The sequence below is a fragment of the Methylosinus sp. Ce-a6 genome (assembly GCF_009811655.1).
GTDB lineage: Bacteria > Pseudomonadota > Alphaproteobacteria > Rhizobiales > Beijerinckiaceae > Methylosinus.
In genome coordinates this window covers 47071-58781 of the sequence record NZ_BGJX01000018.1, presented here as the reverse complement: position 1 = coordinate 58781, position 11711 = coordinate 47071, and the positions used below count along the sequence as shown (strand labels likewise).

Annotated in this window: 11 protein-coding genes and 1 riboswitch; of the genes, 9 read left to right on the top strand and 2 right to left on the bottom strand. The window is 68.7% G+C overall.

Annotation, left to right across the window (positions count from 1 at the left end):
* Positions 1–56: 56 nt before the first annotated feature.
* Together cobO and Mspo_RS12595 are read right to left on the bottom strand one after the other, a co-directional pair.
* Positions 57–695, bottom strand: a complete 639-nt coding sequence (cobO, locus tag Mspo_RS12600; protein WP_159730240.1) for a cob(I)yrinic acid a,c-diamide adenosyltransferase — start codon at positions 693–695, stop codon at positions 57–59.
* Between the two features lie 154 nt (positions 696–849).
* Positions 850–1152: a nucleotidyltransferase family protein gene (locus tag Mspo_RS12595; protein ID WP_159730238.1), complete on the bottom strand. Its 303-nt coding sequence runs from the start codon at positions 1150–1152 to the stop codon at positions 850–852.
* A gap of 97 nt (positions 1153–1249) precedes the next feature.
* Positions 1250–1443: riboswitch (cobalamin riboswitch) on the top strand.
* Between the two features lie 45 nt (positions 1444–1488).
* Between Mspo_RS12595 and Mspo_RS12590 the strand changes: the two genes are divergently transcribed.
* The 9 genes from Mspo_RS12590 to cbiE are packed head-to-tail and all read left to right on the top strand — an operon-like array spanning position 1489 to position 11535.
* On the top strand, positions 1489–1674 hold the full coding sequence (locus Mspo_RS12590; protein ID WP_159730236.1) for a CbtB-domain containing protein: 186 nt from the start codon (positions 1489–1491) through the stop codon (positions 1672–1674).
* A gap of 6 nt (positions 1675–1680) precedes the next feature.
* Complete coding sequence (locus tag Mspo_RS12585) at positions 1681–2400, top strand: CbtA family protein (RefSeq protein WP_159730234.1); 720 nt, start codon at positions 1681–1683, stop codon at positions 2398–2400.
* A complete protein-coding gene (gene cobW / locus Mspo_RS12580) occupies positions 2397–3431 on the top strand; it encodes a cobalamin biosynthesis protein CobW (RefSeq protein WP_159730232.1) in 1035 nt (344 codons plus the stop codon). Before Mspo_RS12585 ends, cobW begins: the two co-directional genes overlap by 4 nt.
* Before the next feature lie 9 nt (positions 3432–3440).
* Positions 3441–6869: a cobaltochelatase subunit CobN gene (gene cobN / locus Mspo_RS12575; RefSeq protein WP_159730230.1), complete on the top strand. Its 3429-nt coding sequence runs from the start codon at positions 3441–3443 to the stop codon at positions 6867–6869.
* Complete coding sequence (cobG, locus tag Mspo_RS12570; RefSeq protein ID WP_159730228.1) at positions 6866–8191, top strand: precorrin-3B synthase; 1326 nt, start codon at positions 6866–6868, stop codon at positions 8189–8191. The genes cobN and cobG overlap by 4 nt, the downstream gene beginning before the upstream one ends.
* Positions 8176–8808, top strand: a complete 633-nt coding sequence (locus Mspo_RS12565; RefSeq protein ID WP_159730296.1) for a precorrin-8X methylmutase — start codon at positions 8176–8178, stop codon at positions 8806–8808. Before cobG ends, Mspo_RS12565 begins: the two co-directional genes overlap by 16 nt.
* Positions 8805–9578: a precorrin-2 C(20)-methyltransferase gene (locus Mspo_RS12560; RefSeq protein WP_159730226.1), complete on the top strand. Its 774-nt coding sequence runs from the start codon at positions 8805–8807 to the stop codon at positions 9576–9578. The genes Mspo_RS12565 and Mspo_RS12560 overlap by 4 nt, the downstream gene beginning before the upstream one ends.
* Positions 9575–10330 (top strand): precorrin-3B C(17)-methyltransferase, encoded by a 756-nt coding sequence (gene cobJ, locus Mspo_RS12555; RefSeq protein ID WP_159730224.1) that lies wholly within the window; start codon positions 9575–9577, stop codon positions 10328–10330. Before Mspo_RS12560 ends, cobJ begins: the two co-directional genes overlap by 4 nt.
* The gene (gene cbiE, locus Mspo_RS12550) at positions 10327–11535 is read left to right on the top strand and encodes a precorrin-6y C5,15-methyltransferase (decarboxylating) subunit CbiE (protein ID WP_159730222.1); all 1209 of its coding nucleotides are present in this window, start codon (positions 10327–10329) and stop codon (positions 11533–11535) included. The genes cobJ and cbiE overlap by 4 nt, the downstream gene beginning before the upstream one ends.
* Positions 11536–11711: the final 176 nt, after the last annotated feature.

Sequence of the window (11711 nt, the reverse complement as noted above, 5' to 3'; positions counted from 1 at the left end):
CTCGGAAACGCGTGAAAACAAAGTCTTTCCGTGTTTCAATGAAACACGGAAAGACTCTAGAACTCGACGCCGATCTGCGCCTTCACGCCCGCTTGAAAATGGTGCTTCACCAGCGTCATCTCGGTGACGAGATCGGCGATGGCGATCAGTTCCGGCTTGGCGTTGCGGCCGGTGACGACGATATGGAGATCGCCGCGCCGCATCTTCAGCGTCTCGATCACCTCGTCCAGCGGCAGATGCTCATAGCGCAACGCGATCGACAATTCGTCGAGCACGAGCAGCCGAATCGACTCCTCCGCCATCAGCTCCTTCGCCTTGTCGAAGGCGCGGCGGGCCGCCGCCTCGTCGCGGGCGCGGTCCTGCGTCTCCCAGGTGAAGCCCTCGCCGAGCGTGTGCCAGGAGATGAGCCCCTCATCGCCGCCGAGCTTCTCGAGGATGCGCCTTTCGCCCGTGTCCCAGGCGCCCTTGCCGAATTGCACGACGCCGACCTTCATTCCATGGCCCATCGCCCGTAGCGCCAGGCCGAAGGCCGCCGTCGACTTGCCCTTGCCGGCGCCCGTGTGAACCATCAGCAGGCCCTTCTCGCCGATGGTCTTTCCGGCGACCTCGGCGTCCTGGACGGCCTTGCGCTTCTCCATCTTCTCGCGATGGCGGCGGGCGGTGTCTTCTTCGAGAGGCTTGTCGCTGTCGGTCATGACTTCGAAAACTCGGAGTTAATCATCTGACGCGATCGCCGACAGCGCGAAGATGAGCATTCGATCCGTGTCGAGATCGCGGCGCGCACGCCCCGCGACGAAGCGTCCGGCGTCTTCCGCCGCCTCGATCATGTGGCGAATGCGTATTGCATCGTCAGGCGGCATACTGAAGCTCGGCCTTACGCACGACGTCCTCGCGGAAATATCGGCTGAGATCCCCCGCTGTGCGCAGGTCGATGGGCCGTCCGCCGACCAATTCGGACAGTTCCTTCTCGATGCGAGCCATTCCGAGCAGCCCCGGCTCGCGCTCCGGCTCGAACTCGACCAAAAGATCGATGTCACTATCGGGCCGCGCAGAGCCCGCGAGCTCGGAGCCGAACAAAGAGAGCCTGCGGATGTGATGCCGCCGGCAGACGGCCGCCAATGCATCCGAATTTGGGAAGACTGGCGCGGACATTCGTCAAACTCCTCGCGTGAACCCCTCGCAGCCGACATATCAGACTCGACTCAATTCCGACATCCCCGCATGCCGTTTGACGGCTCCTCGTCTCCGTCATATGACTGTTGGCGACGGTCCTCCGCAAGGAGGCGAAGAGGGAATGCGGTAGGGGCTCGCCCCGATCCGCGGCTGCCCCCGCAACTGTGAGCGGCGAGCGCGCGCCCGTAAGCCACTGGACAAGACGTCCGGGAAGGCGGCGCGCGCAGCGACCCGCGAGCCAGGAGACCTGCCGTCATGCGACCTGCCGTCGCGCGAAACCACTAAGGCCGCCGGTGGGGCGGCGAGGAGCAGAAAATGACCACGAAGACCTTTTCCGCCGACGCGATTCTCTCCCCGAGCCGCCTCGAGATTCTGCGCGCCGCGCTCGTCGTCTTCACGCTCGGCGCCGGGCTCGTCTATCTCGCCGGCTTCTCCTATCCGAGCGTCGCCCACAACGCCGCTCACGATTCGCGCCATTCGCTCGGCTTCCCCTGCCACTGACGCCAAGTGATACAGCGACTCCTCGCGGTCGGCCTTTTGGCCGGCCTGCTCGCGGGGCTCGCGGTCGCGGCTCTGCAGCACGTCGCCACGACTCCGCTGATCCTCGCCGCCGAGGTCTATGAGACCGCGGCGGAGCAGGCCCATGGCGGAGCCCAAGCGCAAGAGCACGCGGCGCAAGAGCACGCCTCGCACGAAAATGCCTGGGAGCCCGCCCCCGGCCTCGAGCGCACGGCCGCGACCAGCGTCGCGACCAGCGTCACCGCGATCGGCTACGCCTTCGTGCTGCTCGCGCTGATGCTCCTCTCCGGCGAGACGATCGAGCCCAAGCGCGCCGCGCTCTGGGGCGCCTGCGCCTTCGCCTCGACGGGCCTCGCCACCAGCCTCGGCCTCGCGCCGGAGCTGCCCGGCGCCGCCGCCGGCGATCTCGCCGCGCGCCAGCTCTGGTGGATCGGCACGGCGGCCGCGACCGGCGCGGGACTGTTCGCGCTGCTGCGCGTCGAGCGTCCGCTCGCCGGAGCGTTCGGCGTCGCTCTGCTGATCGCCCCGCATCTCATCGGCGCGCCCGAGCCCGCCGCTCCCGCGAGCACGGTTCCCGCCGAGCTCGCCGCGCGCTTCACCGCCGCCGCCCTCGCCGTCCATGCGCTGACCTGGATTCTCGTCGGCGCGGCCGTCGGCTTCGTCTGGCGCTATTTCGCGACGAAGCCGAGCCTGGAGACCACAGCGTGACCGCCCTCGCGAAAATCCCCGCGACGATCGTCACCGGCTTTCTCGGCGCCGGCAAGACAACGCTTATTCGCCACATCCTCGAGACGGCGCGTGGGCGGCGCCTCGCGCTGGTCATCAATGAATTCGGCGATGTCGGCGTCGACGGCGACATCTTACGCGCCTGCGGCGTGGAGAATTGCCCGGAGGAGAATATCGTCGAGCTCGCCAACGGGTGCCTGTGCTGCACCGTGGCCGATGATTTCGCGCCGGCGATCGAGGCGCTGCTCGCCCATCCGAACCGCCCCGAGCATATCATCATCGAGACGTCCGGCCTCGCTCTGCCGAAGCCTCTGGTCAAGGCCTTCGAATGGCCGACCATCCGCCCGCATCTCACCGTCGACGGCGTCATCGCCGTCGTCGACGGCCCGGCGGTGGCGGCGGGCCGCTTCGCCGACGATCTCGACGCCATCGCGAAAGAGCGCGCGGCGACCCTCGCGATCGACCATGACAATCCGCTCGAGGAAGTCTTCGAGGATCAGCTCCTCTGCGCCGATCTCATCGTGCTCAACAAGACGGACCTCATGAGCGAGACGGAAGAGGCGCAGGTCGCCGAGCAGATCCGCGCCACGGCGCCGCGCGCGGCAAAGCTCCTGCGCGCGAGCGAGGGAAGGCTCGATCCGGCCATATTGCTCGGCCTCGGCGCGGCGGCGGAGGACGATCTCGCCAACCGCCCCTCGCATCACGACACGGAAGAGGGCCACGACCACGACGATTTCGAGAGCTTCGTCGTCGAGATCGCGCCCGCGCGCGATCCGGCCGAGCTGATCGCGCGTCTGGCGCGCGTCGCCGAATCCCATGACGTGTTGCGCATGAAGGGTTTCGTCGAGATTATCGGCAAGCCGATGCGGCTCTTGGTGCAGGGCGTCGGCGCGCGCTTTCGTCATCAGTTCGACCGCCCCTGGCGCACAGACGAAAATCGCGCGAGCCGCCTCGTCGTCATCGGCGAAAAGGGTCTCGACCGCGCAGGCGTGACGGCCATGCTGACGAGCTGAGGGCTGAAAATGCATCTGCTCGCGCGCGATCTCCATGGCCTCGACGACAATGAGGCGGCGGTCGACCTCGGGCAGACTCCGGCTCGCATCGTCTTCTTGTCCTTCTCCGACGCGGAGCTCGGCCTCCTCGCCGCGCTGCATGAGCAGAACCCCGCGCTTCCCTCGCTGCGCTGCGCCTCGCTCGCCAGACTGAAACATCCCTATTCGGTCGATCTCTATATCGACAAGGTCGCGCGTCATGCGCGGCTCGTCATTGTAAGCCTGCTCGGCGGCAAGGATTATTGGACCTATGGCGTCGACGAGCTCGCCACGGCCGCGAGAGCGCGCGGTTTCGCGCTCGCCATCGTCCCGGGCGATACGCATCGCGACGAGCGATTGGAGCGCGCCTCCACCGTTCCGCCCGAAGACCTCGAGCGCATCTGGTCCTTCTTGCGCGACGGCGGACCGGAGAATCTGCGTTCCCTCCTCGGTTTCGCCGCGACTCTCGCCGGAACGCCCACGCCCTGGCGCGAAAGCGCGCCCGTCCCGCTCGCCGGCCGCTGCGAAGAAGCCTGCCGCGCCGTCCTTGGCGCCAACCCTCCCCCTCATGCCGAGGAGGTCGCGAAGCGACCGTCTCGAAGCACGAGGGGGCGCTCCAAAACGCGCCGCGAAACGGCTCCCTCCTCCTTCGAGACGCGGCCTTCGGCCGCTCCTCAGGATGAGGGAGCCTCGACCCGAGCAACTGCGCCCCGCGCGCTTCTGACCTTCTATCGTTCCGCCTGGCTCGCCGGCGATCATGCGCCGATCGTCGCGCTCGCCGATGCTCTGCATTCGCGCGGCTTCGCCGTGGAGGCGCTTTTCGTCTCGAGTCTCAAGGACCGCGCCTGCGAAGAGCGTCTCGCGAAAACGCTGGCGGAATTTCGCCCCGATGTGATTCTCAACGCGACGGCGTTTTCCGCACGCGCGGACGGCGGCTCGATTCTCGACCGCGCCGACGCGCCCGTTCTGCAGGTCGCGCTCGCGACCTCGACGCGCGAAGCCTGGGAGAGCTCCAAGCGCGGCGCCAATGGCGCCGATCTCGCGATGAATGTCGTGCTGCCGGAGGTCGACGGCCGCATCTTCACCCGCGCGATCTCCTTCAAGGCGCAGACGCGTCTCTACGCCGCGAGCGAATTCGACGAGATTCGCCATGCGCCGGAGCGCTCGCGCCTCGACCATGTCGCGGCGCTCGCGCGCAATTGGGCGCGTCTGCGCCGTCTCGACGATCGAGAAAAGAGCCTCGCGCTGGTGCTCTCCGACTATCCGGCGCGGCGCGGACGCGGCGGCTATGCGATCGGGCTGGACACGCCGAGAAGCGTGATCGCTATCTGCGATGTGCTGCGCGAAGCGGGTTACGACCTCCGCGATTCTCATCCCGCCCTGCGATCGCGAGAGGCTGCCGGCGATCTGATGCGCGCGCTGGAGGAAGGCGCGCATTTCGCCGAGCTGCCGCTCGACGACTATCGCCGCCTCTTCGCCGCTCTTCCCGACGATTTCACGCATCCGCTGCTCGCCGCCTGGAGCGCGCCGCAGGACGATCCCGCGCTCTGCGACGGCGCCTTCCGCTTTTCCTGCTTCGAGACCGGCAAGCTCGTCGTCGCATTGCAGCCGGATCGCGGAAGCAGGGCGGAGCGTCGCGCGACCTATCACGACGCCGAGCTTCCGCCGCGCCACGCCTATGTCGCCTTTTATCTGTGGCTCCGGCATATCCGGCGCATCGACGCGCTCATGCATCTCGGCACGCATGGCACGCTGGAATGGCTGCCCGGCAAGTCGGTGATGCTCGGCCCGTCCTGCGCGCCGGAGGTCCTGCTCGGACCGACGCCCCTCGTCTATCCCTTCATCGTCAATGACCCCGGCGAAGCGGCGCAGGCCAAGCGCCGCACGAGCGCGGTGACGATCGGCCATATGACGCCGCCGCTCGTCGAAGCCGGCCTCGCCGCGGAGGCGGAGGAGATCGAGAGCCTGCTCGACGAATATGCGAGCGCGGCGACGCTCGACCCCCGCCGCGCGCGGCTCGTCGCCGAGACGATTCTCGATGTAGCGGAACGCGGCGGCCTCGCGGAAGAATGCGGCGTCACGCGCGCAACCGATCGCGCCGAGGCTCTGGCGCGGCTCGACGCCTGGCTCTGCGACGTGAAGGAGATGCGCGTCGGCGAAGGGCTGCATGTGTTCGGCGAAGGCCCGTGCGGAAAAGCCGAGACCGACGCGCTGTTACGCGCGCTTGCGGGACGCTTCGTCGAGCCGGGGCCGGCGGGCGCCCCCTCGCGCGGGCGCGCCGACGTGCTGCCGACGGGACGCAATCTCTTCTGCATTGATCCGCGCCATGTTCCGACGCGCACGGCCCATGACATCGGCGCCCGCGCGGCGCGCGAGGTGATGATGCGCCATGCGCAGGAGCATGGCGAATGGCCGCGCAACATCGTGCTCGATCTCTGGGGCAGCGCGACGATCCGCACCGGCGGCGAGGATTTCGCGCAGGCGCTGGCGCTGATGGGCGTCGCCCCGCTCTGGGATCATGCGAGCGCGCGCGTGTCCGGCTTCGAGATTCAGCCGCTCGCCAAGCGCGATTTTCCGCGCGTCGACGTCACGCTGCATATATCGGGGCTGTTCCGCGACATGTTCCCCGGCCTCATCGCGCTTTTTCATGACGCCGTCGCCGCCGTCGCCGCGCTCGACGAGGACGACGAGTCTAATCCGCTCGCCGCAGCGCGTCGCGCCGGCCGCTCGCCGGAGCGCATTTTCGGCGCGGCGCAGGGGACTTACGGCCTCGGCCTTTCGGAGGCGATTTCGTGCGGGCAAACGCGCGAGCAATTGGGCCGCGCCTTTCTCGCCGCTGGCGGCCACGCGTTTTCGCGCAATGGCGAGAGCGCGCCGGCACGTGAGGCCTTCGGCGAGCGCGTCGGCGCCGCGGATGCGCTGGTGCATGTGCAGGACATGGCGGAGACCGATGTGCTCACCGGCGCCGCCTTCGCGGAATTCGAAGGGGGTTTTGCCGCCGCCAATGGCGCGCTCGGCGGCGCGGCGGAAATCGTCCATATCGACGCCACGCGTCCCGCCGCGCCGAAATTGCGCTCGCTCGACCGAGAGATCGCGCGCGTCATTCGCGGCCGCGCCTCCAATCCGCGCTGGATAGAAGGGCAGATGCGCCACGGCCATCGCGGCGCCGCCGAGATCGCCGAGACGATCGACAATCTCTTCGCCTTCGCCGCGACGACAGGATTGGTGCGCGACGCGCAATGGGATTTGATCTTCGACGCGACGCTCGGCGCGCCGCGCGTGCGCGATTTTCTGCTGGCGGCAAATCCGCGCGCGGCGGAAGCGATCGGCGATATTTTCCGCCGCGCCATCGCGCGCGGCTTCTGGGGCACGCGGCGCAACAGCGTCGCGGCGGCGCTCGGGGACGGGGCAAAGCAATGACCGCCGCGCCGAAAATCCAAGGCTGGTGCCCCGGCGCGCTGCGGCCGATGCAGAGCGGCGACGGACTGCTGTTGCGCGCGAAAACTCTGCAGCCGCGCCTTTCGGCGCATCAGGCGCGCGAGATCGCAGGCATCGCGCGCGACTGCGGCAATGGCCTCGTCGATCTCTCGCAACGCGCGCAATTGCAATTGCGCGGCATTGGCGAAGCGCGGCTCGAAGAGGCGCAGCGTCGCCTCTTCGCGCTCGGCCTGCTCGCAAAAGACGCTGCGACGGAAAGCGTGCTCAATTTCCTCGTCTCGCCTTTCGCCGGCGAGCGGGCGAGCGCTCTCGTCGAGCGTCTCGCGCAGGCGCTGTCGAATGACGCAGTATTGCAGGCGCTGCCCGGCAAATTCGGCTTTCTCGTCGACGACGGCGGCGCGCTCGGCCTCGTCGCCTCGGCGATGGACATTCGCCTCGAAGGGCAGGACGAAAAAATTGCCGTCATCGCGGACGGCGCGCGCGAATACGCCTTTCTCGCGGAGCCCGATGCGGCGGCCGATATCGCGCTCGCGCTCGCCCGCGCTTTTCTCGTTTTGCGCAAAGGCCGCGAATTCGAATTGCGCCGTATGCGCGGCGTCGTCGCCGCTTTCGGCCTCGATGCGCTGGCGAAAGCGGCGAGGCTGAACCCACAGCCCTATCGGTCTTCCTGCCATGCGGCGCCGGCCGCGGAGATTTTCGGCGTTCGCCCCCTCCCCGGCCCTCCCTCGCCTGCGGCCGGAGAGGGCGCATACGCCGGGGTCGGCGCGTCCTCGGGACGCCTGCGCGCCGACGAGCTCGCAGAACTCGCAAAGCTCGCGGAGCTCCACGGCCTCGGCGAATTGCGCCTCACGCCCTGGCGCGCCTTGCTGCTGCCCTGCCCTACGGGGGAGGCGGCGCAAAGGATCGTCGACGCCGCCGCGCGGCGCGGGCTGATCGTCGATTCGAATGATCCCCGCCTCGCGGTGATCGCCTGCCCCGGCGCGCCGGAATGCCCGCAGGCGCATGCGCCGACCCGCGCGCTCGCCGAGCGCCTCGCCCCATTCGCCGCGCGGCTTGCGTCGAACGGCGCGAAGCTGCACATATCCGGCTGCGCCAAGGGCTGCGCCTGTCCCGCTGCGGCGAAGGTCGCGCTGACGGCGACGCCGCGCGGCTTCGATCTCGTCGAGGACGGGCGCGCGAGCGACGCGCCGGCGCTTCGCGGCCTCGGCGCGAGTGAAATAGAAGACGCGTTGGACGCGCGCATCGCGCGCGCGAGCACGAAACAGGAGCCGCCATGTCCGGCGCATTCATGTCCGGCGCATTGACCTATCTACGCGACGGCGCCGCGATCTACGACCGCTCCTTCGCCATCATCCGCGCGGAAGCGCGGCTCGGGCGCTTCTCGCGCGAGGAGGAGCGCGTCGCCGTGCGCATCATCCACGCCTGCGGAATGGTGGAGATCGCCGACGACATCGTGTTTTCGCCCGGCATGGCGGCGGCGGCGAGCGCGGCGCTGCGCGACGGCGCGCCCATTCTCTGCGACGCCAATATGGTCGCACATGGCGTCACGCGCGCGCGCCTGCCCGCCGATAACGAGGTGATCTGCACGCTCGCCGATCCGCGCACGCGCGCGCTCGCCGAAGAGATGAAAACGACCCGCAGCGCCGCGGCGATGGAGCTGTGGCGAGACAAGCTCGCCGGCGCCGTCGTCGCCATAGGCAACGCCCCGACCTCCCTGTTCCGCCTGCTCGAGCTCTTCGACGAGGGCGCGCCGCTTCCGGCGGCGGTGATCGCAATGCCGGTCGGCTTCGTCGGCGCGGCGGAATCGAAAGAAGCGGCGCTCGCCGACGGGCGCGTTCCGACCGCCGTCGTGCGCGGCCGCAAGGGCGGCAGCGCCATGGCGGCGGCTGCGATCAACGCGCTGGCGAGCGAGAAAGAATGAATATCGTCGATGCGAATCTGCGCGCCGAAGACGATGCGCGCATCGCGCTCGGCGCGCTTCTCGGCGTCGGCCTCGGCCCCGGCGATCCGGAGCTGATGACGCTGAGAGCCGCTCGGCTGGTGAGCGAAGCCAAGGTCGTCGCCTATTTCTCCAAGCGCGGAAAGCCGAGCCATGCGCGCGCCATCGCCGCGCGCTTTCTCGCGAAGGATTGCGAGGAAATTCCGCTCGCCTATCCGATGACGACGGAAATCCCCTTCGATCATCCGGACTATGTCGCCGCGCTCGCCGCTTTCTATGAAGACAGCGCGGCGCGCCTCGCGCTGCATTTGTCGCTCGGCCGCGACGTCGCCCTGCTCTGCGAGGGCGATCCGATGCTCTATGGCTCCTTCATGCATCTGCAGACGCGATTGTCGCCGCGCTTTCGCGTGGAGGTCTGCGCAGGCGTCTCCGGAATGTCCGGCTGTTTCGCGGCGGCGCGCCAGCCGATGACCTGGGGCGACGATGTGCTCACCGTCATTCCCGCCACTCTGCCGCGCGAGACGCTCGCCGCGCGGCTCGCCTCGACCGACGCCGCCGTGGTGATGAAGCTCGGCGGCAATCTGGCGAAGCTGCGCCTCGCGCTCGCGGATGCGAAGCTCGTCGAGCGCGCGATCTATGTCGAGCGCGGCACGATGGCGGACGAGAGAATCATGCCCTTCGCGGAAAAGCGCGACGACGAGGCGCCCTATTTCGCGCTCGTCCTGATTCCCGGCAACGGACGCCGACCATGACGAGCGGCCGCCTGTTTGTCATCGGCCTGGGGCCGGGCGACGAGCGTTTTCTCACTTCGGAGGCGCAAGAGGCGCTGCGCGCGGCGCAGGATATCGTCGGCTATGCGCCCTATGTGGCGCGCGTTCCCGTCACGCCCGGACAGACGCGCATCGCCAGCGACAATCGCGTCGAGATCGCGCGCGCCGAAGAAGCATTGCGCCTCGCCGCGAGCGGACGCAATGTCGCCGTGGTCTCGGGCGGCGATCCCGGCATTTTCGCCATGGCGGCCGCCGTGCTCGAGGCGATCGACACTGGCGATCCGGCCTGGCGCGATCTCGACATAGAAGTTCTGCCCGGCATCTCCGCCATGCAGGCGGCGGCGGCGCGGCTCGGCGCCCCGCTCGGCCATGATTTCTGCGTGATCTCGCTCTCCGACAATCTGAAGCCCTGGGAGACGATCGCCGCGCGGCTCGAGCTCGCCGCGCGCGCCGATTTCGTGATGGCTTTCTACAATCCCGCCTCGCGCGCGCGGCCGCAGCGCATTCACGACGCATTCGCGCTGCTGCGCCGCGCCTTGCCGGAGGATCGCATCGTCGTCTTCGCGAAATCCGTCGGACGCGCGGAAGAGGACATCGTCGTCACCACGCTCGGGCGAGCCGATCCGAGCGTCGTCGACATGTCGACGCTCGTGCTCATCGGCGCGAGCGGCACAAAGCTGATCCCGCGCGACAATGCGCGCCCCTTCGTCTACACATCGCGGAAGGCGCTATGAGCGCGGCGCGCTGGCTCTTTCTGATCGGCATAGGCGAGGATGGGATCGCTGCGCTGACGCCCGCCGCGCGCGTTCTCATCAGCGAGGCTTCGCTCATCATCGGCGGCGCGCGTCATCTCGAATTGATCGGCCCGCAAAAAGGCGAGACGCTGCGCTGGCCGTCGCCGCTCTCCGCCGCGATGGAGACGATTTGCGCGAGGCGCGGCGCGCCGACCGTGGTTCTGGCGAGCGGCGATCCTTTCTTCTTCGGCGTCGGCGACATGATCGCGCGCCATATCGCGGCGGAGGAAATCCTCTGTGTTCCGGCGCCCTCCTCCTTCGCGCTCGCCGCCGCGCGCCTGATGTGGAGCCAGCAGGATTGCGCGCTGCTCTCGCTGCATGGCCGCGCCTTCGAGCGCGTGACGCCGCATCTTCAGCCTTCACGCCGTCTGCTCATCCTCGCCTGGGACGAGACGACGCCCGCGCGACTTGCCGCGCATCTCGCGGCGCTCGGCATGGGAAACTCGATCATCCATGTGCTCGAGCATATGGGCGGGCCGAAGGAGCGCGTCCGCAGCGCGCTCGCGCATGAATTCTCGCTTCGCGACATCGCGCCGCTCAACACCATCGGCGTCGAGATCGTCGCGGGGCCGGATGCGCGCATTCTGCCGCTGACGCCGGGCCTGCCGGACGATTGGCTCGAGCATGACGGGCAGATCACCAAGCGTGACATTCGCGCGGTGACGCTGGCGGCGCTCGCGCCGCGCCGCGGCGAGCGCCTGTGGGACATAGGCGCGGGCTCGGGCTCCATCGCGATCGAATGGATGCTCGCCGATCCCGCCAATCGCGCCATTGCGATCGAGCAGAAGGCGACGCGCGCCGCGCGCATCGCGCGCAACGCCGCCTCGCTCGGCGTTCCCGATCTCGAGATCGTCGAAGCCGCCGCGCCGCAGGCGCTCGCCGGATTGCCGACGCCGGACGCGATCTTCATCGGCGGCGGCGGCGATGCGGAGGCCATCGAAGCCGCCTGGAGCGCGCTGCCCGCCCGCGGACGCATCGTCGCCAATGCGGTGACGATCGAGACGCAGGCGCTGCTGATCGACGCTTTTCGACGCAAGGGCGGCGATCTCGTGAACATAGCGATCTCGAAAGCGCGCCCGATCGGCGCCTATCATGCGCTGGAGCCGGCGCTGCCGGTGCTGCAATGGCGGGCGGCGAAGAATTGAGCGCGTGCCGGCCCGTTGCGCGCTACGCCATAGGGATCGGCGCGCGCAGCGGCGTGGACGCGCAGGAGCTGGTCGCGCTGATCCAGAAGGCTTGCGAAACCTATGCGCGCGCCCCTTCTCCCGCCTGCGGGAGAAGGGGGCCCGGCCATAGGGCGTCCGTGAGGACGCCCGTCGCA